General features: G+C 60.6%; 34 protein-coding genes. 13 read left to right on the top strand and 21 right to left on the bottom strand.

Annotated elements, in window-relative coordinates; translation table 11 throughout:
- The 3 genes from BO74_RS13180 to BO74_RS13170 all read left to right on the top strand — a co-directional run.
- Window positions 1-228, top strand: a 228-nt coding sequence (locus tag BO74_RS13180; RefSeq protein ID WP_496442830.1) for a hypothetical protein, incomplete at its 5' end; no start/stop codon positions are given.
- A complete protein-coding gene (locus BO74_RS13175) occupies window positions 191-454 on the top strand; it encodes a helix-turn-helix transcriptional regulator (RefSeq protein ID WP_496442829.1) in 264 nt (87 codons plus the stop codon). The genes BO74_RS13180 and BO74_RS13175, both read left to right, overlap by 38 nt.
- Window positions 444-1,739, top strand: coding sequence for a type II toxin-antitoxin system HipA family toxin (locus BO74_RS13170; protein ID WP_496442828.1), 1,296 nt, complete (start codon window positions 444-446; stop codon window positions 1,737-1,739). The genes BO74_RS13175 and BO74_RS13170 overlap by 11 nt, the downstream gene beginning before the upstream one ends.
- 34 nt (window positions 1,740-1,773) lie before the next feature.
- On the opposite strand, the gene apaG is transcribed toward BO74_RS13170, so the two are convergent.
- On the bottom strand, window positions 1,774-2,157 hold the full coding sequence (apaG, locus tag BO74_RS13165; protein WP_496442827.1) for a Co2+/Mg2+ efflux facilitator ApaG/CorD: 384 nt from the start codon (window positions 2,155-2,157) through the stop codon (window positions 1,774-1,776).
- A 221-nt stretch (window positions 2,158-2,378) separates the two neighbouring features.
- Here apaG and BO74_RS13160 point away from each other — a divergent pair, with 221 nt between their 5' ends.
- A complete protein-coding gene (locus BO74_RS13160) occupies window positions 2,379-2,825 on the top strand; it encodes a pilin (RefSeq protein WP_496442826.1) in 447 nt (148 codons plus the stop codon).
- A 113-nt stretch (window positions 2,826-2,938) separates the two neighbouring features.
- On the opposite strand, the gene BO74_RS13155 is transcribed toward BO74_RS13160, so the two are convergent.
- From BO74_RS13155 to BO74_RS13130, 6 genes are all read right to left on the bottom strand, one after another.
- Window positions 2,939-3,232, bottom strand: coding sequence for a HigA family addiction module antitoxin (locus tag BO74_RS13155; protein WP_496442825.1), 294 nt, complete (start codon window positions 3,230-3,232; stop codon window positions 2,939-2,941).
- A gap of 54 nt (window positions 3,233-3,286) precedes the next feature.
- Window positions 3,287-3,652, bottom strand: a complete 366-nt coding sequence (locus tag BO74_RS13150; RefSeq protein ID WP_496442824.1) for a type II toxin-antitoxin system RelE family toxin — start codon at window positions 3,650-3,652, stop codon at window positions 3,287-3,289.
- Window positions 3,639-3,890 carry a type II toxin-antitoxin system Phd/YefM family antitoxin gene (locus BO74_RS13145; RefSeq protein ID WP_496442823.1) on the bottom strand — a complete coding sequence of 84 codons (252 nt, stop codon included), beginning with the start codon at window positions 3,888-3,890 and terminating at the stop codon, window positions 3,639-3,641. The genes BO74_RS13150 and BO74_RS13145 overlap by 14 nt, the downstream gene beginning before the upstream one ends.
- A 99-nt stretch (window positions 3,891-3,989) precedes the next feature.
- Entirely contained in the window at window positions 3,990-4,118 is a 129-nt protein-coding gene (locus BO74_RS13140; RefSeq protein WP_496442822.1) for a hypothetical protein, read from the bottom strand.
- Between the two features lie 219 nt (window positions 4,119-4,337).
- A complete protein-coding gene (locus BO74_RS13135; protein WP_496442821.1) occupies window positions 4,338-4,664 on the bottom strand; it encodes a type II toxin-antitoxin system PemK/MazF family toxin in 327 nt (108 codons plus the stop codon).
- Entirely contained in the window at window positions 4,661-4,885 is a 225-nt protein-coding gene (locus BO74_RS13130) for an antitoxin MazE family protein (protein ID WP_496442820.1), read from the bottom strand. The genes BO74_RS13135 and BO74_RS13130 overlap by 4 nt, the downstream gene beginning before the upstream one ends.
- Between BO74_RS13130 and BO74_RS13125 the strand changes: the two genes are divergently transcribed.
- From BO74_RS13125 to BO74_RS13115, 3 genes are all read left to right on the top strand, one after another.
- Entirely contained in the window at window positions 4,837-5,295 is a 459-nt protein-coding gene (locus BO74_RS13125) for a DUF4160 domain-containing protein (protein ID WP_496442819.1), read from the top strand. The genes BO74_RS13130 and BO74_RS13125 overlap by 49 nt on opposite strands.
- 10 nt (window positions 5,296-5,305) lie before the next feature.
- Entirely contained in the window at window positions 5,306-5,545 is a 240-nt protein-coding gene (locus BO74_RS13120) for a DUF2442 domain-containing protein (RefSeq protein ID WP_496442818.1), read from the top strand.
- Window positions 5,546-5,613: 68 nt separating this feature from the next.
- Window positions 5,614-5,919, top strand: coding sequence for a BrnT family toxin (locus BO74_RS13115; RefSeq protein WP_496442833.1), 306 nt, complete (start codon window positions 5,614-5,616; stop codon window positions 5,917-5,919).
- Between the two features lie 12 nt (window positions 5,920-5,931).
- Here the strand turns inward: BO74_RS13115 and BO74_RS13110 are convergent, their stop codons facing one another.
- On the bottom strand, window positions 5,932-6,396 hold the full coding sequence (locus tag BO74_RS13110; protein ID WP_496442832.1) for a SixA phosphatase family protein: 465 nt from the start codon (window positions 6,394-6,396) through the stop codon (window positions 5,932-5,934).
- 261 nt (window positions 6,397-6,657) lie between these two features.
- Between BO74_RS13110 and BO74_RS13105 the strand changes: the two genes are divergently transcribed.
- Window positions 6,658-6,900: a DUF2442 domain-containing protein gene (locus BO74_RS13105; RefSeq protein ID WP_496442817.1), complete on the top strand. Its 243-nt coding sequence runs from the start codon at window positions 6,658-6,660 to the stop codon at window positions 6,898-6,900.
- A 74-nt stretch (window positions 6,901-6,974) separates the two neighbouring features.
- Here the strand turns inward: BO74_RS13105 and BO74_RS13100 are convergent, their stop codons facing one another.
- From BO74_RS13100 to rpsP, 6 genes are all read right to left on the bottom strand, one after another.
- Entirely contained in the window at window positions 6,975-7,664 is a 690-nt protein-coding gene (locus BO74_RS13100) for a Crp/Fnr family transcriptional regulator (RefSeq protein WP_496442816.1), read from the bottom strand.
- A gap of 176 nt (window positions 7,665-7,840) precedes the next feature.
- Window positions 7,841-11,653 carry a translocation/assembly module TamB domain-containing protein gene (locus tag BO74_RS13095; protein WP_496442815.1) on the bottom strand — a complete coding sequence of 1,271 codons (3,813 nt, stop codon included), beginning with the start codon at window positions 11,651-11,653 and terminating at the stop codon, window positions 7,841-7,843.
- A gap of 112 nt (window positions 11,654-11,765) precedes the next feature.
- The gene (rplS, locus tag BO74_RS13090; protein WP_496442814.1) at window positions 11,766-12,140 is read right to left on the bottom strand and encodes a 50S ribosomal protein L19; all 375 of its coding nucleotides are present in this window, start codon (window positions 12,138-12,140) and stop codon (window positions 11,766-11,768) included.
- 19 nt (window positions 12,141-12,159) lie between these two features.
- A complete protein-coding gene (gene trmD, locus BO74_RS13085; protein WP_496442813.1) occupies window positions 12,160-12,966 on the bottom strand; it encodes a tRNA (guanosine(37)-N1)-methyltransferase TrmD in 807 nt (268 codons plus the stop codon).
- Window positions 12,960-13,505, bottom strand: coding sequence for a ribosome maturation factor RimM (gene rimM, locus BO74_RS13080; protein ID WP_496442812.1), 546 nt, complete (start codon window positions 13,503-13,505; stop codon window positions 12,960-12,962). The genes trmD and rimM overlap by 7 nt, the downstream gene beginning before the upstream one ends.
- Before the next feature lie 4 nt (window positions 13,506-13,509).
- Window positions 13,510-13,767 (bottom strand): 30S ribosomal protein S16, encoded by a 258-nt coding sequence (gene rpsP / locus BO74_RS13075; protein WP_496442811.1) that lies wholly within the window; start codon window positions 13,765-13,767, stop codon window positions 13,510-13,512.
- Between rpsP and BO74_RS13070 the strand changes: the two genes are divergently transcribed.
- Window positions 13,757-15,421: a cyclic-di-GMP receptor FimW-related protein gene (locus BO74_RS13070; protein WP_496442810.1), complete on the top strand. Its 1,665-nt coding sequence runs from the start codon at window positions 13,757-13,759 to the stop codon at window positions 15,419-15,421. The genes rpsP and BO74_RS13070 overlap by 11 nt on opposite strands.
- A 26-nt stretch (window positions 15,422-15,447) precedes the next feature.
- Here the strand turns inward: BO74_RS13070 and BO74_RS13065 are convergent, their stop codons facing one another.
- The 5 genes from BO74_RS13065 to ilvB form a co-directional block, all read right to left on the bottom strand.
- Window positions 15,448-16,281: a YihY family inner membrane protein gene (locus BO74_RS13065; protein ID WP_496442809.1), complete on the bottom strand. Its 834-nt coding sequence runs from the start codon at window positions 16,279-16,281 to the stop codon at window positions 15,448-15,450.
- Between the two features lie 58 nt (window positions 16,282-16,339).
- Complete coding sequence (locus tag BO74_RS13060) at window positions 16,340-16,975, bottom strand: phosphatidylserine decarboxylase (RefSeq protein ID WP_496442808.1); 636 nt, start codon at window positions 16,973-16,975, stop codon at window positions 16,340-16,342.
- Between the two features lie 99 nt (window positions 16,976-17,074).
- A complete protein-coding gene (gene ilvC, locus BO74_RS13055; RefSeq protein ID WP_496442807.1) occupies window positions 17,075-18,091 on the bottom strand; it encodes a ketol-acid reductoisomerase in 1,017 nt (338 codons plus the stop codon).
- A gap of 31 nt (window positions 18,092-18,122) precedes the next feature.
- A complete protein-coding gene (gene ilvN, locus BO74_RS13050) occupies window positions 18,123-18,614 on the bottom strand; it encodes an acetolactate synthase small subunit (protein WP_496442806.1) in 492 nt (163 codons plus the stop codon).
- Between the two features lie 14 nt (window positions 18,615-18,628).
- Entirely contained in the window at window positions 18,629-20,332 is a 1,704-nt protein-coding gene (gene ilvB / locus BO74_RS13045) for a biosynthetic-type acetolactate synthase large subunit (protein ID WP_496442805.1), read from the bottom strand.
- 87 nt (window positions 20,333-20,419) lie between these two features.
- Here ilvB and BO74_RS13040 point away from each other — a divergent pair, with 87 nt between their 5' ends.
- From BO74_RS13040 to BO74_RS13025, 4 genes are read left to right on the top strand one after another with little or no spacing between them, the layout of a single operon-like run.
- Window positions 20,420-21,031, top strand: coding sequence for an RNA polymerase sigma factor (locus BO74_RS13040; RefSeq protein WP_496442831.1), 612 nt, complete (start codon window positions 20,420-20,422; stop codon window positions 21,029-21,031).
- On the top strand, window positions 21,028-21,405 hold the full coding sequence (locus BO74_RS13035; protein WP_496442804.1) for a DUF3619 family protein: 378 nt from the start codon (window positions 21,028-21,030) through the stop codon (window positions 21,403-21,405). Before BO74_RS13040 ends, BO74_RS13035 begins: the two co-directional genes overlap by 4 nt.
- Window positions 21,378-21,950: a DUF3106 domain-containing protein gene (locus BO74_RS13030; RefSeq protein WP_496442803.1), complete on the top strand. Its 573-nt coding sequence runs from the start codon at window positions 21,378-21,380 to the stop codon at window positions 21,948-21,950. The genes BO74_RS13035 and BO74_RS13030 overlap by 28 nt, the downstream gene beginning before the upstream one ends.
- Window positions 21,947-22,378, top strand: a complete 432-nt coding sequence (locus BO74_RS13025) for an RDD family protein (RefSeq protein ID WP_496442802.1) — start codon at window positions 21,947-21,949, stop codon at window positions 22,376-22,378. Before BO74_RS13030 ends, BO74_RS13025 begins: the two co-directional genes overlap by 4 nt.
- A gap of 21 nt (window positions 22,379-22,399) precedes the next feature.
- Here the strand turns inward: BO74_RS13025 and lptG are convergent, their stop codons facing one another.
- The gene (gene lptG / locus BO74_RS13020; protein WP_496442801.1) at window positions 22,400-23,473 is read right to left on the bottom strand and encodes an LPS export ABC transporter permease LptG; all 1,074 of its coding nucleotides are present in this window, start codon (window positions 23,471-23,473) and stop codon (window positions 22,400-22,402) included.
- The gene (gene lptF, locus BO74_RS13015; protein WP_496442800.1) at window positions 23,470-24,549 is read right to left on the bottom strand and encodes an LPS export ABC transporter permease LptF; all 1,080 of its coding nucleotides are present in this window, start codon (window positions 24,547-24,549) and stop codon (window positions 23,470-23,472) included. The genes lptG and lptF overlap by 4 nt, the downstream gene beginning before the upstream one ends.
- Window positions 24,550-24,600 lie beyond the last annotated feature (51 nt).

The raw sequence follows: 24,600 nt of genomic DNA, 5'->3' as shown, positions 1-24,600 counted from the left end.
CATGACCTCAACTTCTCGAACCGCCCGGTGCGGACCCGCATGCCGGGTGGTGTGGCAGGGGCGCAGCCTATAAGGGCTGCCCCCTATGCCGATGTAAGCGCACCGTTGCTTGAAAAATTCCCGAACGGGAAATATCTATTGCGCTCTTCTTCAAACTGGTCGATAATTTCCCGAACGGGAAACTTGACCAATGATCAGCTCCATACGAACCACGGAACAACTCGGTGACGCACTCCGTGCTGCACGCAAGCAACTGGGCCTGACGCAGCCCCAGTTGGCCTTGGCAGCCGGGGTCGGTGTGCGCTTCATCGTCGACCTTGAAGCGGGCAAGCCCACCCTGCGGCTGGAAAACGTGCTGCGCGTGATCGACGCCTTGGGTGGAACGCTCCAAATGATCGGCTTGCCATCCTCCGCCCCTGAAAATCACCCTGAGGGCCACGAGCATGGCGCGTGAGCTGGAAGTCTGGCTGTTCGCTGAGCGGGTTGGCTCCCTGGCCCTGGTCGATGGCCGGCTGAATTTCCGTTACGCCCCGGATTGGCTCTCACGCCCTGACGCCGTGACCCTGTCCAGCTCACTGCCTCTGCAAGCAGAACCATTCGACGATCACCACACTCGGCCCTTCTTTGCTGGACTGTTGCCAGAGGGACAACTCCGGCGCCTCATCGCACAGCAATTTCAGGTGTCGAGCCAGAATGATTTTGCGCTGCTCGATCACATCGGGGGTGAGTGTGCCGGGGCCGTGACCTTGCTGGAGCCAGGGCAGCCGATGCTCAGTCCTGAGCAAGCTGAAGACGTTCAGTGGCTGAGCGAAGAGGAAATCGTCGCCACCCTCGATGAACTGCCGCATCGGCCGATGTTGGCCGGCAAGGATGGCTTGCGCCTCTCACTGGCGGGCGCTCAAGACAAACTGCCGGTGGTCTTCGATGGCGCCCGGATTGGTCTGCCGAGAAATGGAACGCCCAGCTCACATATCTTGAAGCCCGCTATTCGTACCCTGGCGGACACAGTCACCAACGAAGGCTTTTGCTCGGCGCTGGCCGAGGCTATGCAGCTCAAGCCGGCCAAGTCACGGGTGCATTCTGTGCTGGGGCGACAGTTCCTGTTGGTCGAGCGTTATGACCGGGGGGCCGATGCGCAAGGCCGGCGGCAGCGCCTGCATCAAGAGGACTTTTGCCAGGCGCTGGGCGTGGTACCGGAAATGAAATACCAAAATGAAGGTGGCCCGGATCTGGCGCAATGTTTCGACCTGGTTCGGCGCATCACGCGCCCCAGTGCGCCGCAGGTCCTGCGCTTGCTCGACTACGTGATTTTCAATGCCCTGATCGGCAATCACGACGCGCACGCCAAGAACTTTTCGCTGCTGTACTCGAACAGGGCTCCCGTGCTGGCGCCGCTCTACGATGTACTGTCGACGGTGGTCTATCCGAATCTGACGCCCAAGATGGCGATGAAGATCGGCAGCAAGTACAAGTTCAGTGAAGTCCAGGCACGGCACTGGGAGCAGTTCGCTGAAGCAGTCGGCCTCGGCAAGGCTCAGGCCAGAAAACGGATTCTGGCCTTGGCGAAGTCGATGCCGTCTGCCGCGCGTGAACTGCAGTCAGACCCCAGGCGTGGCTTCGCCGGCTACGCCTTGGTTGAGCAGATCCTGACCTTGATTGAGCAACGCTGTGCACTGACTGTGCGAAGGCTCAGCGCCCCTGCAGCTGACATGGAGGATGAGACTGAGCCATCCGCGTGAGCTACGAGGGATTTACTGCGGAATAGACGTCCTTTCAGTGCAACACCCGCGGTATCGCCAGTGTAAACGCCGGAATCTCCGCCTCGAACGCCGTGCCGTCCTCGGCGACCATCTGGTAGCTGCCGCGCATCATCCCGACCGGCGTGTCGAGCTGGCAGCCGCTGGTGTATTCGTATTTCTCGCCCGGCTGAAGGAGGGGTTGCTCGCCCACCACGCCGAGGCCGCGGACCTCCTGCACGTTGGCGTTGCCGTCGGTGATCAGCCAGTGCCGCGAAATCAGTTGCGCGGTCACCGTGCCGACATTCTCCAGAGTGATCGTATAGGCGAACACGTAGCGCTCCGTGTCCGGGGCCGACTGGTCGGCGACGTATTGCGGTCGGGCGGTGACGGTGATCTGGTATTTCTTGCTGTTGGCCATAAGGGAATGTTTGAAGAGGGAACGTGTTGTATCCGTGCCTGAAAAACTGGCGCAAAGCGTGCCTTGGGTGACGTTTTTTGTCAGCGTCTGACGTATCGCGGCGCAATTATGTTCCCGAAGCCAGCCTTTTTGGGCGTTTCGCGGGGTTGCTCAGGCTGGCACGCAATTTGATTGTGTCTTGGCAACGGGCTTCCCGTTGTCCTCAACCAAAGGAGATGCAAATGAAAAAAGTCCAGCAAGGTTTTACCCTGATCGAACTCATGATCGTCGTGGCGATCATTGGTATTTTGGCGGCGGTGGCGATCCCCGCCTATCAGGATTACATCAAAAAAGCCGCTTACACCGAAGTGATCGGTGCAATGGCGCCTTACAAGCTTGCTGTTGAGGAAGGATTCCAAGGCGGAATCGCTTTGGCCGATATGGATGCTGCAACAAATGGTGGCGTGGCGACGAATCTGCCCGTTACTCCTACGGCGTCGACTACTAAAGCATTCAATAGCTTGGCTGTTGCGGATGGAGTAATTACCGCCACGCCAAATGCTTACAAGGGAATTCTGGCTGCAGATACATGCGTCCTTACACCGACAGCTGAAGGCGCGGCGGGTACGCAACGGCTTGTTTGGGCATACTCTGGTGCGTGCCTAACGAAATCATTCGTGAAGAATTGATCAGTAATAATAGGGGACAGACCCCGATTAACAGAACCCCGCCTCGGCGGGGTTCTTCTTTTTGTGTGCCCGGCAGGGCGGGGGGCGGTGTCGGAACGATTAGCCTGGTTGTTTCAAGCCAGCTGCGCGTGCCTGACTCCAACCACCGGTCTATGCTTCTCGGCCTGCCAGAGGTCATGGGCAAGCTGTCCCTTCAGCCAGCTCTCTGCTGTCGGGCCGTCCAGCCATGCTTCAAGGCGCAAGGCCAGGTCGATGCTGATGCCTGCTTTTCCATTCAGTACCCGTGACAGCGTTACCCGATTGATACCCAACTCCTTCGCGGCCTGTGTCACCGTCAAGCCGATCGCTGGCAGCACATCTTCCCTCAAGGTTTCGCCGGGGTGCGGCGGGTTGTACATACGTCCCATGCGATTCTCCTCGGGAAATGCAGAAGAATACGTGACCCCGGCGAAAGCTGGGGGCTATAGCGAGAGTTTTCCTTTGACGGTTCTGGCCAGTTCGGTAACCTTTTCGCCCAGTCTCCCGAGAACTGAGCGATAAACCACGCCGTCTTCGCGTTTGTCGACCGCCATGACCATTACGATGAGCTTGTCGTCTTCGACGCCATAGACCAGACGATACCCTTGTTTCCTGAGCTTGATTTTGTAGTATCCCGCAAGCTCGCCATGAAGCGCTCCGCCAGGAACGTGCGGATTGTCCAGCCGCTTGCGCAGCAGATTCCGTAGCGGTTCCTTTACCGAGCCGTCCAGGGCTTGCCACTCCTTCAGTGCCGACGGGACGAAAAAAAGCCGGAACTTGTACTTCCGTGTTGGCTCAGATTTCGTCAATGTCGACCTCGACTGCGCGCTCCTTCTCTGCCGCTCGCGCCAACACGTTGCGATAGAGATCCTGATCGGCCAGTTCCTCCAGCATTGCCTGGAACAGCTTGGGTTCAACCATGTAAAAGGCCGCCTTGTTGTGGTTAAGGACCGCCACCGGGCGGTTGTCCGCCTCGCGCAATACTGAAGCGGGGTTTTTCTTGAACTCGGACATACTGACTGCGATATCCGCAAGGATTGTTTGCATCGCTTGACTCCTGGCTCTGAAAATGGAGTCAAATTTAGATCTTAATATGGGGCCTGTCAATCGATTCGGAAGTGGAACGGAATGCTGCTTTGGGCTTGTTCATGCCAGTTCCGCCGGCACTACTGCCCGCAACACCGTCTGTGTTTCTCCGCCCCTCGCCCGGTTGGAGAACCACCACACCGATCCCTTCTTGATCGACCAGTCGGCTTCGCTGCCGGCGAGCAGCAAGGCGGCGGTGCGGCCGAGGGTAGGCTGGTGGCCGACGACGAGAATAGCGTGAGTGTTCGCGTCGGGACCGTCGGGCCAGTCGATCGCAGCGAGGAGGTCGGCGGCGCTGTGGCCGGGGGCGAGGTGCGGGTCGGTGTCGAACGGCCGGCTGAGCGCCTGCGCAGAGCTTGGCAGCCATTATTTTCATCACGCTTTTCCCGGTAAAGCGCGATGACCCCTTTATTTCGCGATGCCCAGAAACAGCGCCAGGCAGCGTTCAACTTCCACTATCACGTTTGCGTCAATGCGCCCGAAGGCCGGCCCGATTTTGTCGCGCTTGACGGTCAGTGCCTTGTCGACCATCACCTGAGAGGGTTTCTGCAAGCCGTTTTCCTCGCTAGGCTGAACGGTAATGCGTAGCAGAGGTGCGGCAATCAGGGCGCTGGTGACGGGCAATACCGTGATGGAGGCGTGTTCGTTGAATTGATCGGCCTGAATGACCAGAGCGGGGCGTGGTTTGCCGAAATCGCCTTGCATGGCGATCGTCACGAATTCACCGCGCATCATTCCGCCCAGCCGTCAGCGTCAGCGAGGGCCGCGTCCATGAGTTGCTGAATGTCCTTGTCGATTGTGTCTGCCTGGGCGGCAATACGGCACTGGCGGCGGCATTCCTCGGCGAAGTCGGGCCGCCGGGTGTCAGGTACCCAGATTTGCACCGGGCGCAGACCTGCCATTCGCAATGCGTTGCGGTGCTTTTGAACGCGCGTATTTACGTGTGTGCCGGGCATGTGAAGACTCCTGTTGTCTTGTTACATGCAACATCATAGCCTTGGCTTTCGTTACATGCAACGGGGCGTCGGTTGCCCCCGCCTTTTCTGCACGAATACGAATAACCGGAATAACCGGGGACCCCGGTTTTCGCTTGACTTCCGTGTCACTGCGACGAGCGGGTTGTCGTCCTGGTGGCGATGTATGTTCTCGACTCCGAAAAGCATCATCATCCACATTTCACATTCGCTATAACGACTTCAAGGCCGTGCTGAAAATTCCGGATGGCGAGTTGCTGGAGGGGGATCTGCCAAAGCGGCAAATGAAGCTGGTTGAAGCGTGGGTTGAACTGCATCAGGATGAACTGATGGCCGATTGGCATTTGGCAAGTACCGGTCAAACGCCATTCAAGATTGATCCATTGCGTTGAGGAGTTGGCAATGACCCCTGACGTTGTCAAGGTTGTGGCAGCGCCTGACTATTCTATCGTGGCCGAATTTGATACAGGGGAGGTGCGCCGTTTCGACATGCGTCCCTATCTTGACTTTCCCGCATATGCGGCGCTCAAGGAGCCTGGGTTGTTCATGCGTGCCCATGTCGAGTACGGGACGGTGGTCTGGAGTGATGAAATTGACCTCTCGCCCGATACCCTCTATCTGCGTGGGCAGGCAGATTGTTGATTCGGCGAGGTAGTGTCTGAACTCGTCACCCCGGCGAAGGCCGGAGTCCAGTCGGTGATTGCTCTTCGATACTGGAAAAGCACGGCGTTTCCTTTGAGGAGGCGCAGAGCGTCTTCTACGATGAGTTTGCCGTTCAGTTCTTTGACGAGGGGCATTCCGGAGATGAGGATCGCTTCTTGTTGCTAGACATGAGCACTGGCACTCAACTTCTCCTTGTGTGCCATTGCGAGCGAGATTCAGGACACGTTATCCGGATCATTTCCGCTCGGAATGCGACGTACCAGAGCCTGACAAATCTTTATCTCCCCGACTGTGTCACGCAACACCGGCAGATTCAGATTGCCTGGCCGTCTAAGTCGCAAGGGGCAGAATAAGCGGGGGCTGGCTTAAGCCAGCTCTACCGGCACCACGGCCCGCAAGATCGTCTGCGTTTCTTCCCCGCGTGTCCGGTTGGAGAACCACCACACCGAGCCCTTCTTGATCGACCAGTCGGCTTCGCTGCCGGCGAGCAGCAGGGCGGCGGTTTGGCCGAGCGTGGGCTGGTGGCCGACGACGAGGATCGCGTGACTGTTCGCGTCGGGGCCGTCCGGCCAGTCGATGGCGGCGAGGAGGTCGGCGGCGCTGTGGCCGGGAGCGAGGCGCGGCTCGGTGTCGAACGGCCGGCCGAGTGCCTGGGCGGTTTGCTGGCAGCGCTTGGCGGGGCTGGCGATGATGCGCAGGTTCTCCGGTGCGTGGGTGGCGAGCCAGGCGGCCATTTGCTGTGCCTGCTTTTCGCCACGCGGAGTGAGCTTGCGCTTCATGTCAGGGATGCCGTCTTCGGCTTCGGCGTGGCGCCAGAGGATGAGGTCCATGAGGTGGATCCCTGGTGAAGGGGGGGCTTTCATTCTAGTAGGCAGTCACGATGAATCAAACAAACCTTCCAGAATCGGTCATTCCGGGCTTTGCCCGGGATCCAGTGGTGCACTTCTGGATCCCGGCCTTCGCCGGGATGACGTGGCTGTTTATGAACTGACGAAAATTCGGTCTTCGCCGGGATGACGTGGTTATTTATGAATTGACGAAAATTCGTGCACTGGTTATTGAGCATCGTGCGCTGTTTCTGGAGAAATGGAATGAACACTTTGGCGGTTAAGCTGGATTCTCACGCCGTCGATGTATCTGTCGATGAGTCGGCTTTGCATTTTGTGCTAGCCGACGGCCGCGAGATTTCCGCGCCTCTTGAATGGTTTCCGCGTTTGCGCGATGCCTCGCCGATCCAGCGGGCTAACTGGCGCCTGATCGGCAAAGGCATCGGGGTGCATTGGCCTGATGTTGACGAGGATATTGCTGTCAAGACGCTCATGACGAGCCAGTAGTCTTTTGTAGGTGTCGGATTCCGGCGTTGGCCGGGACGACCGATCGTTGTTGAATCAGGTGCCTCTGGCTGCGTTCACAAGTCGTAGCCGCGCAGCTTCTCCACGTCGGTGATGGTGATCTTCCTTCCTTCGACGACGATCAGGCCGGCCTCGGAGAGTTCGTGCAGGATGCGCGAGAAGTGTTCCTGGGTGAGGTTGAGGCGCGAGGCGATGGTGCCTTTGCTGGTCGGCAGGGTGATGGTGACGGAGCGCGCTTCGCTGTCGTTGTTGTCGCGCAGCAGGTAGCCGATGATGCGCTGCCGGCCGGAGTGCAGGGAATAGGCCTCGACGTCGGTGATCAGGTGATGCAGGCGGACGGAGAGCGAGGCGATCATCTTGCGGGCGAAGTGCGGGTCGCGTTCGAGCTCGGCGAGGATCGTCTGCTTGGCGACGTGCAGCAGGCGCGCGTCGGTGAGCGCCTGGGCGAATACGGGGTAGGGCTTGTCCATGAACATCACGGCTTCGCCGAAGGTCTGCCCTTGCCCCATGATGTCGATGACTTTTTCCGTTCCTTGCGCGGAGGTGAAGCCGAGCTTGACCTGGCCGCTGGCGATCAGGTGGAACCCGGTCGGCTGGTCGCCCTTGTGGAACAGCATCTCGCCCTTGGCGGCGTTGATCTCGCGGGTGTTGCGCGCGATGCGGGCGATTTCCTCCTCGGTCAGGCTGCTGAACAGGGGGATGCGGGCGAGGAGGACGTTGATCGCGGTTTCGGGGGCGGTTGGCATGGCGGGGTGGTCGATGAAGGTGTGTTGGACGCTACGAAGGTGTTGATTTATTGAAAATTCGTCATTCCGGCGAAGGCCGGAATCCAGAAATTCGACGCACTGGGCCCTGGCCTTCGCCGGGGTGACGACCATTTCAGCGGTTCCCTGAATGATATAGCAGCCTGTTCGCTGGGCGTTCAGTCGGTCTTTTGCCTTGCGGGCGCAGGCGGATGCCCGAAGGTGACGGTGTAGAAGAAATCGAGGGCGTTGTCGCTGCCGGCGCGGCCGATGAGGGCGAGTCGGCGGCTGAGGTTGACGGTCAGCTTGACGACGTTTTCGGCGGTGCCGAGCGATTGTTCGTACGAGAGTACGGCGTTGGACGAGAGGCGCTTGCCGACGCTGAGGATCTGGCTGCCGGTGGTGGCCGAGGTGTCGAGGCTGCTGCCGGCGCTGGTGCTAGCGATCCGGCTGGTGGGGCGGTACGCCGTGTCGCTGCCGATGTCGCCCCGGCGGACGCCGAATTCGTCGATGCCGAAGGCGGTCTTCAGTTGCTGCACGACGCCGCCGGACGAGTTGCCGAGCAGGCCGCCGGCCGCGCCGATGAGCACGGTGGCGTCGGCGGCGCTCATCGTCTCCGGGCCGTGCCCGAGGACCAGCCAGGCCAGCTTGTCGGCATCAGGCAGTTCGGGATCGGAGACGAGGCGGACGACGGGGCGCTGGGCGGTGCCGCCGACCTGTACGCCGGGCTCGACCGCAAGTCCCTTGCGCACGGCGAGCACGTCGAGCGCCGGATTGTCGAGCAGCCCCTGGAAGCTCAGGATGCCGCGCTCGATGGCCAGTTGCTGCCCGTAGGCGTCGAAGCGGCCGTCGCGGGTCTGGATCACGCCGCTGGCGCGTGGCAGGTCACGGCCTTTGGCGGTCAGACGGACGTCGCCGGCGAGGCGGGCGGTCAGGCCGGCGCCGTTGAACAGGAAGCGGCGGCCGAGGTCGGCGGTGACGTCGAGGTCGAGGTTCGGCCGCGGCGTGGCGCGCGCGGTGACGCCCGGGCGGACGACGACCACGTCGTCGGACAGGCGCGGCATGCCGGCCGGGGCGAGTTGCCAGTAGCCGGCGTCGACGGCGAGCTTGCCCTGCACGCCCAGGCGCCCGGTTTGCCAGGTCAGTCGGCTCGCGCCGGAGACAGCGATCCATTGGTCCGGCAGCTGCCAGACGCCGACGCGGTCGAGGCGGACGTCGAGCGCGGCGCTGCCGGCCAGTTCATTGCGGTCGATCTGCAGGTCGCCGGCAATGTCGAGGCGGCCGGGCGTCTCGAAGCGCTGCGCGTCCTCGCCCAAGGCGACGCGCAGCGGGCGGGGCGGTGTGGTCAGTTCGCTGGCGAAGGCGAGTTTGTCGATGCGCAGGTGGTTCGCGTCGAGTGTCGCGGCGAGTTCGCCGTCACGCAGATCCAGCCCCTGTTCGGACTGGCGCAGGAGCAGGCGGTCGCCCCGGAAGCGGCCGCTGGCCAGTGGGCGGGATGGCGTTCCCGACAGTGCGAGGTTGCCGGCGAAGCGGCCGCCGGTGCGCCAGCCGTCGCCGAGGAGACTACCCAGCCAGGCAAGGTCGTCTGCGTCGAGGCGCAGTTCGCCGAGCCAGGGCGCGGTGCGGGCGAGGGCCCACGGGCTGTCCATGCCGGCGTCGAGATTGCCGCCGAACTGGACGCCGAAATGGCCGACGTAGGTGCCGCTTCCCGTCAGGTCGACGCGCAGTCGGCGGGTGTCGGCGCTGGCGCGCAGTTCCGCCTGCCAGTCCGGGGCGCTGCCCGCCAGGCGGACCGGGCCGACGGACCAGCCGTTTGCGGCGGCGTCGAGCGGCGTCGGCTCGCTCAGCGCGAGGCGTGGGCCGTCGGTGATGTCGACGCGCAGTTCGCGCAGGGTGCCGCGCCAGTGCCGGTCGGCGCTCATGCCTCCGCTTGCGGCGAGGCGCAGCGTTCGCTCACCGAGTTTTGCGTCGAACGCCAGTCGATGGTCCTGCCGGCTTCCGTCGAGTTGTACGTGCAGGCCGGTTGCCGGTTCGGGCAACGCGGGGCTGGTGAGGCGGCCGACGTTAAGGTTCAGTGCAAGCAGCGCATCGGCCGCCTCGCTCAGACGGGCGCGGAGAGACAGGCCGTCGATGCGGCCCAGGGCGGCATGGCCGAGCCGCGGCGCAGCGAGGTCGAGCGCCAACGTGGGCTGCTCGAACGTGCCGCCGAGGTCGATGTTGCCGCTGAGACTGCCGTCGATTCCGAAGGGTGCCAGGCGCGGGGCGTCGATGCGCAGGGCGAGGTTGTCTTGCGGCCGGCCGAAATTTCCTTTGGCCGCGAGGCGATTCTCGCCGGCGCTGAGCGTCAGGTCGACGCGCGAGAGCACCGGCCAGGCGAGCGTCAGGCGACCTTCTCCGGCAAGGGGTTGGCCCGCGTAGCGGCTGTCGCCCAGTGAAAAATGTCCGTCGATCACGGGGGCCGGGGCGAGTCGTCCCTTGGCGTCGAAGCTGGCATTGAGCCGGGTTGTTTCCTTCGGGGGGCGCTGATTTATTGAAGAGTCGTCATTCCGGCGAAGGCCGGAGTCCAGAAAATTCGACGCGCTGGACCCCGGGCTTCGCCGGGGGGACGAAGATTTCAGTGCCTCCTGCGTTAGCGGCACATCGATGAATCGGGCCGGGTCGAACTGACGCAGTTCGCCGTGGACGGAAAATGGGCGTTCCCGCTGCAGGCCGAGCGTGCCGGCGGCGTGCAGGCGCGCGTCGCCCGAAGAGAGATCGAGGCGGTCGATGGTGAGTGTCCCGCCGGCGTGCTGGATCTGTGCGGCGAGGGCGAGGCGTGTGTCTCGCAAGGCGAGTTCGCCGCGTTGCCGGTTTGCGCTGAGGGCGAACTTGAGCGTTCCGTCCAGCCGCGTCGGAACGGCGGCCGAGGCGATGCGCGCGGCGTCGAGGCGGCGTGCTTCCAGGTCGAGCGTCAGGGTGTCTTCGGCGAAGCGGCCGCTGCCGCGTAGCGCGCCGCCGCCGGGAAGCGTCAGCGCGATGGCGTCGATGCGCAGGGTGTCTTTTTCGGGCGTGAGGCGGAAGCGGGCGTTTTCCAGAGGGAGTCGATTTTTGTCGATGGGGCCGGGCGTGCTGTTGGCAACGGAAACGTCGCCGGACAGTGCGTCTTTTGTCTGTGAGAGCTCGGCGTCGATGGCCAGTCGAGCGTGCGGTCCATCGGCCTGCCACGCGGCCGGGTCGATCTCGCGCAGCGCGATGCGGGCTTCGACGAGCGGTGCGGTGGCGAAGGGGGCGATCACCGCGTGGGCCTCGCCGGCGATGCCTTCCTGCGCAGCGATGGCGACGGCCAGGCGTTCGAGCGCGCCTTGCGCGTCGAGTGTTACAGCGAGCGGGTGCTCGGCGACGAGGCCGCGTACCCGCGCCTGCGCCGAGACAGGGAAGGGGGCTTGCCCGTCGAGCGCGAGGTGGCCCGACAGGGCGGTTGTCGCGACCTGCGCGGCGAACTCGGTGAGCCGGTGCTGGCGGCCGTCGCTATTCAGACGGGCCGAAATGTCGGTGACACTGATGCTGTCGTCCCAGTGCAGCGTTGCCACGGCGAGATGCTCGATGTCGATCGCCAGCGGCAGCGTGAGGTCGTCAGGCAACGCGGCCGGCTCAGGCGACGAAGCCGACGTGATGCGCAGCGTGTCGATACGTAAGGCAGCAACTTGCAGCCGGCGAGAGATGATTGCCGCTGGCGACCAGTCCAGTTCGACGCGGGTGGCGGAAATCTGCAGGTCCGGCGCGCTCCAGCGCACTTCGCCGAATGTCAGTGGTCCGAGCAGGCGGCCTTGCGGGGAGGCGATGTGCAACTGCTCGCCAGCGATCGCGCCGGCCAGTCGGGCCGCCGTGCGCAGGCCGCTCTCCGTCGTCAGCAGCCAGGCTGTTCCGGCGCACAGGGCGACCAGGATCAGGGCGACGGCGGCGAGCAGGCGGCGGGCGGTCATCTTGAAAACGACAAAACAACGGTTAGCCACGTCATCCCGGCGAAGGCCGGGATCCAGCGGAGCACCACTGGATTCCGGGTCAAGCCCGGAATGACGGATGTTTGGGAGTCTTCTCTGCGGTCGCCTGGCGAAAAAACGCTTGTTACGCGCTGGCCTTCGGCTTGTGCGACAGCTTTTCCTTGATGCGCGCCGACTTGCCGGAACGCTCGCGCAGATAGTACAGCTTGGCGCGACGCACATCACCGCGACGCTTCACCTCGATCGAGGCGACCAGCGGCGAGTAAGTCTGGAACGTCCGCTCAACGCCTTCACCAGACGAAATCTTGCGCACGATGAAGCTCGAATTGAGACCACGGTTGCGCTTGGCGATCACCACGCCCTCGTAGGCCTGGAGACGCTCGCGCGAGCCTTCCTTGACCTTCACCTGAACGATGACCGTATCACCCGGGGCGAATTCCGGGATGGTTTTGCCTAGACGGGCAATTTCTTCCTGCTCGAGTTGCGCTATCAGATTCATTGTGAAACTCCTTTTTAGTTTACTGACCGCATTGCTCCTGATACTGCGCCAGGAGTTGCGTTTCCTCTTTCGACAGCTGCCGTCCGTCCAACAGCTCCGGACGCCGCTGCCTCGTCCGCCCCAGCGCCTGCATCAGGCGCCAACGGCGGATTGCTTCGTGATGCCCGGACATCAACACGTCCGGCACCCGCTGGCCTTCGTAAACCTCCGGCCGCGTATAGTGCGGGCAATCCAGCAACCCCGCAACAAACGAATCCTGTGTTGCCGATTCGGCGTCGTTAAGCACGCCGGGCAACTGCCTGACAATGGCGTCCAGCAATGCCATCGCCGGGATTTCACCGCCCGAGAGCACGAAATCCCCGATCGCTATTTCCTCATCGACGCAGCGTTCGATCAACCGCTCGTCAACTCCCTCGTAACGACCGCAGAGAAGCACCAACCCCCAGCCACTCATCACGTCGTCCACCAGCTCCATGACGCGCTCGTGGGTCAGTGGCTTTCCTTGTGGAGAAAGATATACCACCCAACTCCCTGCCACACCATCCGACAACTGACGCGCCTTGGCCGCTTGAATCGCTGCCTCCAGCGGCCCGGGCATCATCACCATTCCCGGTCCGCCACCATAGGGCCGATCGTCGACCGTCCGGTGGTTATCCGTCGAAAAATCGCGCGGATTGGTACAGGCCAGATTCCAGCGACCTTCCTGCTGCGCCCGCCGCGTCACACCCGATTGAGTCAACGCAACGAACATTTCGGGAAACAACGTTACGACATCGGCGACGAAGGCCCTTCCCGCAACGCCGGGCACCTCGCGCCCCTTTACCAATCCTTTTCCCAATCAACACGCATGCGACCGGCCTGAAAATCGACGTCCAGAACAACCGCGGCAACAAACGGAAGAAGTTGCTCCCGTTCCCCTGCCACACCGACACGCACCACATCGTTCGCTGGCGTCTCGATCAGGCCAAGAACCCGTCCCAACACCGTTCCCTGCGTATTGACCACTTCAAGCCCGACCAGATCCACCCAGTAATACTCATCCGGATCCGTTGCAGGCAACTCCGAGCGCGGCGCCCCGACAAACTTCCCGCAAGCGGCTTCGGCTGCGGTGCGGTCGGAATATCCTTCGAGCGAAGCCTGCAAAACGCCGGACTGCACCTTGCATCTGCGGACGTTGACACGCGTCCAGCTTTCCGATGGATCGCTTTCGGCGCCAATCCACCATTGCCGCATTTTTGCGATCCGCGCGGGATCGTCCGCGAAGAGATGAACCTTGACTGCCCCGTGAAGCCCGTACGCATCCACGATTTTTCCGAGAACGATGAACTCGTCCCCGTGCGGCGAAACGACAGGAGCTTCGGTCAACAGATCAGGCAGCAGCTTTGACAGCGGAGGCTTGCTTGACCAGACGGGCAACGGTCGGCGACAGTTGCGCGCCTTGCTGCTGCCAATAGCTCAAACGGTCAGCCGCCACACGCAGCCCCTCTTCGTTGGCGGCAGCCATCGGGTTATAGAAGCCGATGCGCTCGATGAAGCGCCCGTCACGACGCGTACGAGAGTCAGCCACGACCAGGTTGTAGAACGGGCGCTTCTTAGCGCCACCACGAGCAAGACGAATGACTACCATAGGTTTTCTTCCGAATTCAGAAAAAGAGCGAGATTATAACCAGAAAGCAAGAAAAAACAAGCCGATATTCAACAAGACCACCCATCGAATGGCTCCTCCGCCCCTAGCAAATCCCGAAGGACAAACACTTCACGATATACTTTTGCCGCCCTGTCACTCATCGTCACCCCACCCCATGAATGCGTCGGCTCTCGAAACGAACAACGCAAGCCCGGGAACGGCAACCCCTGCCAGGGGCTCTGTTTTTGACAGCATCGCGGCCGAGGTCCTTTCACTGCAACACGACCTGCAGTCGCAGGAAAATCGAAAAGGTGAGTTCACGCAACAACTCACTGCGGCAGAATCGATTTACGCGCGCTGCCGTTCGATTGCCGAGACATCCATTCCGTTGCTGATTTCTCCCTCAACGGCCACGCCGGCCGCGGCCGGTCAATTTACAAGACATCTCCAGTCGCTTCTGGACTCCCTGACTGCCGCTTTTCTCCGGCTTCTCGCTGAGGCGCCTATTGACAATGACACCCCATCGAACTCCCGGAAGCGCATTTTGCTCGGCGTTCTCGACACGACGGCTCAACGTATCCTGGTCGCTTCTTTGACATCAAGCCGCGCCGCAAAAGGACTGTGGAGGCAACTTCATCAAACACACGTATCAATCCGGAACGACACGTCGCCGAAAGACAACCCTGTAGCTCAGGAATCCTCACCTGACACGATTTACGTCAGCACCGTTCTACTGGGTTACGCTCTCTCGGCCAGTTTCTCTCCTGCGGAAATCGCATTTCTCCACGCGTACTTCCGGCGCAATTCCAGCGCAATCGACATTAGCGGTCAAGGGCGCCCACCTGGCACCAGTTGCTTGTGGGCTTCGCCGGAAAGCGATATGCCGGCCAGGTCATGCACCCGCACGCCTCCTCCACCAGGGGCCATTGTTCAGTATTTCTCCGGCAGCGGCCTCGCTGACTTGATCCGACAGCAACTTGCTCGACTTGAGACAGGCACGCTGTCTGGCGAGATGGAACTCCCCGACTTCGCCAACACTCCTGCGGGAAAAAGCGTCCTGAGGCGAACGGCCAACCTCCTGGACACGCATATGAAACGCCGATTCCCCCGGCGACGACAGAACTACCGTGGGGAAATGTGCTTCGGAATAGACAACGTTCACCAGGCCTTCTCAGCACCAGCGGAACACGTCCCGTCATCCCGCTGGATGATCACCAACGAAAGTCCGGACGGCTATGCAGCAATGCACATTTCGGGGAAAACTGCCACAGTTCTCGCTGGCGACGTTGCCGCTTTGCGCATCGAGGGCACCGGGAACTGGCAGCTTTGCATGATCCGCTGGAAGCACTCAGCCAACCCGGAGCACCTCGAACTCGGGCTCCAGATACTCGCCACACACATCATCCCGGCGAGAGTAGCCGCGCCCCGTTCGTGTAACGATCACGCCTTTCAAGAAGCTGCGCTGTATCTCCCGCCGACAGCATCGGTGCAAGAGCACGAAGCTCTAGTGCTGCCTAGCAGCACGCCCGTAGACACGGGAAACACGCTCATCCTGATCGTTGAGCGCGACAATATCTCGCTACGCGACATCCGCATCGGCCAACGTGACGAACAAACAGCCAGGATAGAAGTATTCCGAATCGGCCCGGCATAGACAGACAGCAGATCTGAAAATCCGGACTACGGCGAATATTTTCCGGTGCTCCGGAATTCTGCAAGCGTCGCGGCGACCAATGCACCGACCAGAACCATCGACCACGACAGATACAGCCACAGGAGAAATATCGGCACCGTGGCGAAGGCGCCATAAACCAGGGTGATCGAGGGGAAATAGGACAAGTACAACTCGAACCCCTTTTGCATCAGCAGAAACCCTAGTGAAGCAAACAAGCCCCCCGCAACCGCGTCGACCAGGCGAACACGCCTCGCTGGCACCACGAGATAGAGTCCGGCAAAAAATACCGCTGCAACGAACACTCCTGTTGCTTTCGACAGGAGTTTGTGTAGCCACTGCTGCTCCACAATCAGACCAGACGAGAGGGACACCGCGAGCGAAATGGCGGCGACGACATACGCCACAGCCAGGGGCCACAGGACAATCAACGCGCCATACAAGCCGATGCGGCGCCACCAGGAGCGTTTCTTCGGGGCACGCCAGACGTGATTGAATGCCCGCTCGACAGTCTGCAAGAGCAGGAATGCGGACAACACGAGCACGACAAGACCGGCAACAGTCACGTTCAACGCCTTCTGCGAGAACGCGAGAATGTGCTGGATGATCAGCCCGGCACTGCGCTCCGGCAGCATGTTGCGAACAATGCCTTCCAGCTCATCGACCATCACCAGGAAGGACGGCATCGCCGACATCGCACCGAGCAACACGGCGACGAGCGGAACGAGCGACAAAAGAGTCGTAAAAGCAAGACTGCCACAGACCTGATCAAAGTCCTCGGCAACGAATCGATGCCAGATCCGTGAAACAAAACATCTGAAGCGGGAGACTTGGCGCCTCATGTCCAAAGCGAATTCCCTTGGCCTGCGCCGCCAGCCATTTGCGCTTTGACGCTGGGGATCAAGCCAGCTCGGCGAGGATACTGCTCGACGCGTAAACCTTCTCGCCGATCACCACCTTGACCTGTGAGTCCAGCGGAAGATAGAGATCAACGCGCGAGCCGAAGCGGATAAAGCCAAAACGCTCACCTGCCTCCAGACTCTTCCCCGGGGCGACGTAATTGAGAATACGGCGGGCAATCAGGCCAGCGATCTGTACGCAAGTCACGTCCTGACCACCAGGCGTTTTCAGATGCAGGGCGCAACGCTCGTTTTCCAGAGACGCCTTGTCGAGATCCGCATTCAAAAAACGCCCGGGGTTATACCACTTGTTCTCGACGACACTACTGAGTGGAGCGCGGTTCGAATGGACATTGAAGACGTTCATGAACACGCTGACTTTCAGCGCACGGCGATTCAGATAAGGATCCTGAGTCTCCTCGACGACCACGATCCGGCCATCGGCAGGCGCAAGGACGCTTTTGTCGCCACCGGCAATCACCCGCGCAGGATCACGGAAAAACTGCAGACAGAAAATGAAGATCAACCAGAACGGCATCGACCAAAATCCGGCAGCGGAAGCGATCAATGCAAGGACCAACGAGCCGGCGATGAACGGCCAGCCTTCTCTAGCGATAAACGGATGCGGATAGTTCATTTAAGGCAGCAGGAAGTTGCGGGGATAGACTGAGCCGGACGGGGCCCGGACGGCGTTTGCAAACACCGCCCGCCCCGCAGACTCCTGACTTGACCTGAATCAGTTCTTGGTCTGGTCAACCAATTTGTTTTTCTTGATCCACGGCATCATGTCGCGCAGCTTCTCGCCGACCGTTTCGATCTGGTGAGCAGCCATCAGACGCCGGCGGGCCGTCATCGACGGGTAATTGGTCTTGCCTTCCTCGATGAACATCTTGGCGTAGTCACCGTTCTGAATACGCTTGAGCGCCGCGCGCATGGCCTGACGCGAAGCATCATTGATGACTTCGGGACCGCTCACATACTCACCGTACTCGGCGTTATTCGAGATCGAGTAGTTCATGTTGGCTATGCCGCCCTCGTACATCAGGTCGACAATCAGTTTCAGTTCGTGCAGGCACTCGAAATAGGCCATTTCGGGCGCATAACCGGCTTCCGTCAGCGTTTCGAAGCCCACCTTGACCAGTTCGACGGCGCCACCGCACAGAACGCACTGCTCACCGAACAGGTCGGTTTCGGTCTCCTCGCGGAAGGACGTTTCGATCACGCCGCCCTTCGTTCCGCCATTGGCTGCAGCGTACGACAGCGCGATGTCTCGCGCCTTTTTCGACGTATCCTGATGCACGGCGATCAACGACGGAACGCCGCCACCCTTGAGGTATTCGGAACGAACGGTATGACCAGGCCCTTTCGGAGCGACCATGATCACGTCCAGATCGGCGCGCGGCACGACCTGGTTGTAGTGGATATTGAAACCGTGGGCAAATGCCAGCGCAGCGCCCTTCTTGATGTTCGGCTCGACGTCGTTGTAGTACACGGCCGGGATATTTTCATCCGGCAAGAGCATCATCACGACATCCGCACCCTGCACCGCTTGGGCCACTTCCTCGACCTGCAACCCGGCCTTCTCGACCTTGCTCCACGAGGCGCCGCCCTTGCGCAAACCGACCGTCACCTTGACGCCCGAATCGCTGAGATTCTGGGCGTGCGCGTGGCCTTGCGAGCCGTAACCGATGATGGCGACTTTCTTGCCCTTGATCAGGGAAAGATCCGCATCCTTGTCGTAATAAACCTTCATGCTATTCCTCTCGAGTTAAGAACTTGGTGAATCAGACTTTCAGAACCCGGTCGCCACGGCCGATGCCGCTGACGCCCGTGCGCACTGTCTCAAGGATCAGACCTTCATCGATGGCCTGAATGAAAGAGTCCAGCTTCGAACCGCTCCCCGTCAATTCAATAACGTATGTGGCATCGGTCACGTCGATAATGCGACCGCGGTATATATCCGCCATACGCTTCATCTCCTCGCGATCCTTGCCGGTGGCACGCACTTTGATCAACATCAACTCCCGCTCGATGTGCGCCGCTTCGGAAAGATCCACAACCTTGATGACATCGATCAATTTGTTGAGTTGCTTGGTAATCTGCTCGATGATTTCGTCGCTGCCTGACGTCACGATCGTCAGCCGGGACAGGGACGCGTCCTCGGTCGGCGCCACCGTCAACGTTTCGATATTATAACCGCGCGCCGAAAAAAGCCCGGCGACCCGCGAGAGCGCCCCCGCTTCGTTCTCCAGCAGGATGGAAATGATGTGTCGCATATTGTCGCTCCCTCTTACAGATTCTCGTCAGCCAGGACCATTTCGGCCAACCCCTTGCCGGCAGCCACCATCGGGAAGACATTCGCCTCCCGGGCCGTGCGGATATCGAGGAAAACCAGATCGTCCTTGTGATCAACAAATGCCCGCCTCAGCGCCGACTCCACGTCTTCCGGTTTTTCAACACGGATCCCGACGTGACCATAGGCCTCGGCGAGTTTCACGAAATCCGGGATCGAATCCATGTAAGTCTGCGAGTAGCGCCGGCTGTAGAACATTTCCTGCCACTGGCGAACCATGCCGAGATAGCGGTTGTTCAGGTTGATGATCTTGATCGGCAAGCCGAACTGCTTGGCGGTCGACAATTCCTGAATGCACATCTGGATCGAACCATCGCCGGTCACGCACGCCACCTGCTTGTCCGGGTTGGCAAACGCGGCACCAATCGCGTAAGGCAACCCGACGCCCATCGTCCCGAGCCCGCCGGAGTTCAGCCAGCGGCGCGGCTTGTCGAACTTGTAGTACTGCGCGGCCCACATCTGGTGCTGGCCGACGTCGGAGGTAACGATCGCATCCCCCTTGGTAACCTCCCAGAGCTTCTCGATGACGTACTGCGGCATGATCGCATCCTTCATCCCGTACTTCATGCACTGCCGCGCGCGCCAGCTTTCGATCTCGGCCCACCAGTCGGAAATATCCTTTCGTTCCTGTTCCGCTTCAAGCAGACGAATCATCTCGTCGAGCACGTCGGACACGTTGCCGACGATCGGAACATCAACGCGTACGCGCTTCGAGATCGACGAGGGGTCGATATCGACGTGGATGATCTTGCGCGGGACAGTTGCAAAATTCTCTGGGCTGCCGATTACGCGATCATCAAAACGTGCCCCGATGGCCAGCAGAACGTCACAGTGCTGCATCGCCATATTGGCCTCCAGCGTACCGTGCATTCCAGGCATGCCGAGAAACTGTCGATCGGTTCCCGGGAATCCGCCCAGGCCCATCAAGGTATTGGTGATCGGAAAACCGAGCAGGCGGGTCAGACGGGTCAAATGCTCAGCCGCATTCGCCAGGATCACGCCGCCGCCGGTATAGATCATCGGCCGCTTCGCTCCGAGCAGCAGTTGCACGGCCTTCTTGATCTGCCCGGAATGCCCTTTGATTACCGGGTTATAGGAACGCAGTTTGATTTCCGCCGGATACTCGAATTTGCACTTCGCGGCAGTGATGTCCTTTGGCACGTCGACAACCACCGGCCCGGGGCGTCCGGTATTGGCAATATAGAACGCCTTCTTGATGGTAACTGCCAGATCGCGGACGTCCTTGACCAGAAAGTTATGCTTCACGCACGGGCGCGTAACCCCGATGGTATCGCACTCCTGAAAGGCGTCCTGACCGATATAGGTCGTCGGCACCTGGCCGGAGATGACGACCATCGGAATCGAATCCATGTAGGCGGTGGCGATTCCGGTAACCGCGTTCGTCGCACCCGGCCCGGACGTTACCATCGCCACGCCGACCCGCTGCGTCGAACGGGAATAGGCGTCAGCCGCATGCACCGCGGCCTGCTCGTGCCGGACGAGGATATGCTTGACCTTGTCCTGCTTGAACAGCTCGTCATATATATGCAGAACCGATCCGCCCGGATAACCGAAAACGTAGTCGACCTTTTGTTCCTGGAGGCACCTGATTACAATCTCCGCACCGGTCATCATGGTCATGTTTTTTGCCTTACAAAGAAAACGCTGGAAAAAGCTGGTAACGTTAAGGCCTAGACCTGTTTTGGTCAAGACTCGCGTCATCGACGCCTGCGCTCCAGCGCGCATTTCCTCTCGATCTCCCCTGGGACTCTGATTCTGGCCAGCCAACGCGAATTGTCGGATTTTCTCGTCGCTTCCGAACGGCGCGCCTTCAAGCAGGCCATGTTCGCCGTGCGCAACGAGGAGACGGCGCTCGACCTCGTGCAGGATTCCATGCTGAAACTTGCCGAGAAGTACGGTAACCGCCCGGCAGAGGAACTACCGCTGCTGTTCCAGCGCATCATGCAGAACACCATCCGGGACCACTACCGCCGCAGCAAGATCCGGTCGCTCTGGACAACCCTGCTCTCAGCCTTCAGTTCGGACGAGGAAGACGATCACGATCCGCTGGAAACCATTGAAGTCGAGGCCGGGTCTTTTACCCAGGACACCCCGGACGGCAGATTCCAACAAGCTCAACTTCTTGATATAATTGAAAAAGAAATAAAACAACTACCCGCTCGTCAACGCGAAGCCTTTCTCATGCGTTACTGGGAAGACATGGACGTTGCAGAGACTGCCACGGCAATGGGCTGCTCGGAAGGCAGCGTCAAGACACACTGCTCGCGTGCCACTCACACGCTGGCGAGAGCACTGAAGGCAAAGGGAATCACGCTATGAACGAGCAACATTTCGGCTACAAGGTCAGGCAACACCTGAATCGCGGGGTGCATGACCTTCGTCCGGACACACTGGACCGGCTCGCCGCCGCTCGTGCCATTGCGCTCACCCACCAGAAACACGTCGCAACCTCACCGGTTCTAGCTGCGGTTGGCAATCTTTTCTCGCTCGATGCATTCGGCTCGCGGCTCAGCCAGGTTCTTGTCGGACTGGCCCTTTTGTTGTGCGCTTCCTATTCGACCTACTGGGTTGCCGATCAGCAGGTCAAGGAACTCGGCGACATCGATTCAGCAATCCTTTCAGACGAATTGCCCATTGGCGCATTCACCGACAAAGGCTTTGCCGCATGGCTCAGAAGCACCTCGTCGGAATAATACTGGGCGTCCTCATATCGTTGAATGGCTGGTCGCAAACGACCGGCCCGTCTGTCATTGCCACACCGCCGCAACCCACCTGGAGCGAGTTGTCCGTCCCCCAGAAAGTCGTGCTCGCGCCACTCAGCGATGAATGGGACTCGCTTGAAGCGTTTCGCCAAAAAAAGTGGCTTGGCATCGCCGCCCGCTTCGCATCCATGTCTCCGGACGAGCAGCGCCGAACCCAGAGCCAGATGCAGGAATGGCGAAAGATGACCCCGGAACAGCGGCGCCAGGCCCGAGAGAACTTCAAGAGCACCAGCCAGCTGACGGCGCAGCAACGGCAGGAACTGAAGAAAAAATGGGAGGAGTACTCCAGCCTGCCGGAAGAGGAAAAAGCGAGGCTCAAACAACTGGCTGCCGGCAAAGCCGCGCCAAAACCCTTGCAGCCGCTCGTACCTACCAGAATCGCCCCCGCCACCTCCCCCATCAGGTTGCCAACGCTCAATCTATCGCCCCGGTCTCCGCTTCCTGTTTCCAGCAAAACACAGGAAAAGTGGAAATGAGCGAAAACCAGACAAACAATGGTTCTTTTCCGGGAATCATCCGGCGGCTGGCGTGCATGGCCTACGACGGAATGCTTCTGCTCGGGATACTTGCCGTCGCACTGCTGCTCCCCCACGTTTTGATCGGCCATTGGCTGCATCGCGTGGCAACGCCGTTGCTGCTTTGGGCGCACCTGTTTCTCGTTTTGCTCGTCTATTTCTGCTGGTTCTGGACCCACAACGGGCAGACGCTGGCCATGAAAACGTGGCGGATCCGCATCATCGAACGCGATGGGCGACCGCTCCAGCCACTGCGGGCGCTTTTACGATTCCTTCTTTGCTGGCCGAGCATCGGCCTCTTCGGCATGGGGCTGCTCTGGGCGCTCTTCGACCGGGACGGGCAGTTTCTTCACGACCGCCTTGCCGGCACACGCGTTATCTCCGCCTGAGTTTCTGCCTGACCGCCAGCCCTAACGTCGCTCGAACCACCAGATCATTCCGACGGCCGCGAGCATGAACAGGGCCGACGGCGCGATCGCACTGAGTAACGGCGACCAACTGTTGATCGCCCCCAGGTTCGAGAACAAGCCGTTGAGCATGTGGAAAAGCACGCCGAGCATCACGCCGGTGAATATCTTCAGGCTGACCCCGCTCACGCGGTCGTGCGTGTATCCGAAAGGCAGCGCCAAGGCCACCATGACAAGCGCCGCCAGCGGGTAGATCAACTTCTTCCACATGGCAATGTCGTAACGCTGCGTCTTCTGCTTGTTCTCGGAGAGGTGCCGGGTATACGCCGTGAGGTGCAGCAACGACATCCTCTCCGGCGAAACCATTAGTACAGACAAGATGTCCGGGTTGAGCGCCGAGCGCCATTCCAGATCCGGCAGGCGCACCAGTTCGGCCCGCTCGTCCATGATATTGGTGCGGACGACATTGGACAGCCGCCAACTTGCCGGCGGGATATAGACGCCTTCCTCGGCCTCCGTCACCGAACGCAGCTTGGCGTCCTTGTCAAAATCGTAAATGCGAATGCCCTTGAGCCGCGTATCCGGCAAAACGGTTCGCACGTTGATGAAACTGCGTTCGTCGCGCACCCACAATCCACTGCGCAACTCCTGGCCGACAGCCTTGCCCCGCTCCTGCAGGCGCATCTGCTGCGCCGCGCGCTCCGATGGCGGAGCGACGACTTCTCCGATGATGAAGGTCCCCAGAGCAAACACCGCCGCCACCATCATCAGGCTGGACAGCAGGCTCCGTGTCGACATGCCCGAGGCACGCAGTACGGTGATCTCGGAATGCCGGGCCAACGTCGATAGCGCATACAGTGTGCCGATCAGTACCGCCACCGGCATCAGCTCATAGACCCGGCCGGGCATGCGCAACAGGACGAAGGCAACGGCGTGATGCAACTGGTAGGCGCCCTTGCCGACGCTCTTGACCTCGTTGATCATGTCGAAGAAGCCAAACAGCGCAAGAAACGCCACGAGGACCAGCAGAATCGCCGCGGAAACTTCGCGCGCCAGATAACGGCGGTAAATCTTCATCGGAAGAACCTGGCAAAAGAAAGCACGGCAATGCGCCGGAAAAACAGCAACGGCAACAGGCAGACCATGAAGAGATGGATGCCGACAAGGCCGGCCTCGAACGAGACCCGGCCACTGGCGACCCAAGCCTGCCCGACGGTCATCAGGTTGTTGTAAACGAGATAGGTGAAGAGCGCGAGCAGCATGTTGGCGGAGCGGCCGGCGCGCGGGTTGACGAACGAGAGCGGAATCGCCAGCAATGCCAGGATGATCGCCGACACCGGCATCCCGATGCGCCACAGCAATTCGGCACGATACCGAGGCTCGTCATTGCCCAGCAACTCCAGCGTCGGCGTACTCTTCGGCGTTTTTTCGATCCCGCGCGCTTCCTTGGTCTCCACGCGCACGGCATAACGCCCGTACTCCATGATCCGGAACTCGGCCGATCCCGGTTGCATCTCGTATCGCCGCCCGTTCTCCAGCACGATGAACCGGTCGCCGTTCTCGGCGAACTCCTGATGCCCCCTGGCGGCCATCGTCACCCCGAGTCGCTGGTTCTGCACCGAACTGACGAACACGTTATTGACATGACTCTCGTCGTCGGCGACGCCCTCGACGAAGATCACGCGATCCCCGGATGACGACTCCTGAAAGGCACCCGGTGTCGCCTGGCTGGCATCGCGCCGTGTTTCCAGGTTGCCCCGATACTCGGCGCTTTTCGACAACGCCCAGGGCGACGCGAAGAAGGACAGCGCGCCAATCGCCATAACCAGCGGGAAAACGAACACCATCACCGGCCGTACCCAGGCGGTCAGCGAAACACCGCAGGAAAACCACACGACCATTTCCGAATCGCGGTAGCTGCGGGACAACGCAAGCAGAATGGCGATGAACGTCGACAACGAAAGCAAGGTCGGGATGTAGTTCAGGGCCGAGAACCCGAGCAGGGCCACCACCGCTTCCGGCGCGATCGATCCCTCGGCGGCATCGCCCAGCAAACGGATCAGTTGCGTCGTCAGGAGAATGGCGAACAGCGCGATGAAGACGCCAGCGGCCGATTGGGTGAATTCGCGCCGGATGGCGCGCTGGAAGATCATGTTTTGACTTGGGAGAAATACTGCAGTGATAATCGGCGTCTTCAATCCCGT

The organism is Propionivibrio pelophilus DSM 12018 (assembly GCF_059569095.1).
Note: the sequence above shows the minus strand (reverse complement) of the source record. Positions and strands in the feature narration are given on the sequence as shown.

What these genes read in the sequence shown, in the direction of transcription:
- rplS (WP_496442814.1), bottom strand. Translation starts at nt 12,140, where the DNA reads ATGAATCTGATAGCGCAACTCGAGCAGGAAGAAATTGCCCGTCTAGGC.
- BO74_RS13030 (WP_496442803.1), top strand. Translation starts at nt 21,378, where the DNA reads ATGGCTCAGAAGCACCTCGTCGGAATAATACTGGGCGTCCTCATATCG.
- BO74_RS13160 (WP_496442826.1), top strand. Translation starts at nt 2,379, where the DNA reads ATGAAAAAAGTCCAGCAAGGTTTTACCCTGATCGAACTCATGATCGTC.
- lptG (WP_496442801.1), bottom strand. Translation starts at nt 23,473, where the DNA reads ATGAAGATTTACCGCCGTTATCTGGCGCGCGAAGTTTCCGCGGCGATT.
- BO74_RS13065 (WP_496442809.1), bottom strand. Translation starts at nt 16,281, where the DNA reads ATGAGGCGCCAAGTCTCCCGCTTCAGATGTTTTGTTTCACGGATCTGG.
- apaG (WP_496442827.1), bottom strand. Translation starts at nt 2,157, where the DNA reads ATGGCCAACAGCAAGAAATACCAGATCACCGTCACCGCCCGACCGCAA.
- BO74_RS13110 (WP_496442832.1), bottom strand. Translation starts at nt 6,396, where the DNA reads ATGGACCTCATCCTCTGGCGCCACGCCGAAGCCGAAGACGGCATCCCT.
- ilvC (WP_496442807.1), bottom strand. Translation starts at nt 18,091, where the DNA reads ATGAAGGTTTATTACGACAAGGATGCGGATCTTTCCCTGATCAAGGGC.
- BO74_RS13105 (WP_496442817.1), top strand. Translation starts at nt 6,658, where the DNA reads ATGAACACTTTGGCGGTTAAGCTGGATTCTCACGCCGTCGATGTATCT.
- lptF (WP_496442800.1), bottom strand. Translation starts at nt 24,549, where the DNA reads ATGATCTTCCAGCGCGCCATCCGGCGCGAATTCACCCAATCGGCCGCT.
- BO74_RS13125 (WP_496442819.1), top strand. Translation starts at nt 4,837, where the DNA reads ATGCGTTGCGGTGCTTTTGAACGCGCGTATTTACGTGTGTGCCGGGCA.
- BO74_RS13155 (WP_496442825.1), bottom strand. Translation starts at nt 3,232, where the DNA reads ATGGGACGTATGTACAACCCGCCGCACCCCGGCGAAACCTTGAGGGAA.
- ilvN (WP_496442806.1), bottom strand. Translation starts at nt 18,614, where the DNA reads ATGCGACACATCATTTCCATCCTGCTGGAGAACGAAGCGGGGGCGCTC.
- BO74_RS13130 (WP_496442820.1), bottom strand. Translation starts at nt 4,885, where the DNA reads ATGCCCGGCACACACGTAAATACGCGCGTTCAAAAGCACCGCAACGCA.
- BO74_RS13035 (WP_496442804.1), top strand. Translation starts at nt 21,028, where the DNA reads ATGAACGAGCAACATTTCGGCTACAAGGTCAGGCAACACCTGAATCGC.
- BO74_RS13060 (WP_496442808.1), bottom strand. Translation starts at nt 16,975, where the DNA reads ATGAACTATCCGCATCCGTTTATCGCTAGAGAAGGCTGGCCGTTCATC.
- BO74_RS13070 (WP_496442810.1), top strand. Translation starts at nt 13,757, where the DNA reads ATGACTACCATAGGTTTTCTTCCGAATTCAGAAAAAGAGCGAGATTAT.
- BO74_RS13175 (WP_496442829.1), top strand. Translation starts at nt 191, where the DNA reads ATGATCAGCTCCATACGAACCACGGAACAACTCGGTGACGCACTCCGT.
- BO74_RS13100 (WP_496442816.1), bottom strand. Translation starts at nt 7,664, where the DNA reads ATGCCAACCGCCCCCGAAACCGCGATCAACGTCCTCCTCGCCCGCATC.
- ilvB (WP_496442805.1), bottom strand. Translation starts at nt 20,332, where the DNA reads ATGACCATGATGACCGGTGCGGAGATTGTAATCAGGTGCCTCCAGGAA.
- BO74_RS13170 (WP_496442828.1), top strand. Translation starts at nt 444, where the DNA reads ATGGCGCGTGAGCTGGAAGTCTGGCTGTTCGCTGAGCGGGTTGGCTCC.
- BO74_RS13145 (WP_496442823.1), bottom strand. Translation starts at nt 3,890, where the DNA reads ATGCAAACAATCCTTGCGGATATCGCAGTCAGTATGTCCGAGTTCAAG.
- BO74_RS13120 (WP_496442818.1), top strand. Translation starts at nt 5,306, where the DNA reads ATGACCCCTGACGTTGTCAAGGTTGTGGCAGCGCCTGACTATTCTATC.
- BO74_RS13025 (WP_496442802.1), top strand. Translation starts at nt 21,947, where the DNA reads ATGAGCGAAAACCAGACAAACAATGGTTCTTTTCCGGGAATCATCCGG.
- BO74_RS13135 (WP_496442821.1), bottom strand. Translation starts at nt 4,664, where the DNA reads ATGATGCGCGGTGAATTCGTGACGATCGCCATGCAAGGCGATTTCGGC.
- rpsP (WP_496442811.1), bottom strand. Translation starts at nt 13,767, where the DNA reads ATGGTAGTCATTCGTCTTGCTCGTGGTGGCGCTAAGAAGCGCCCGTTC.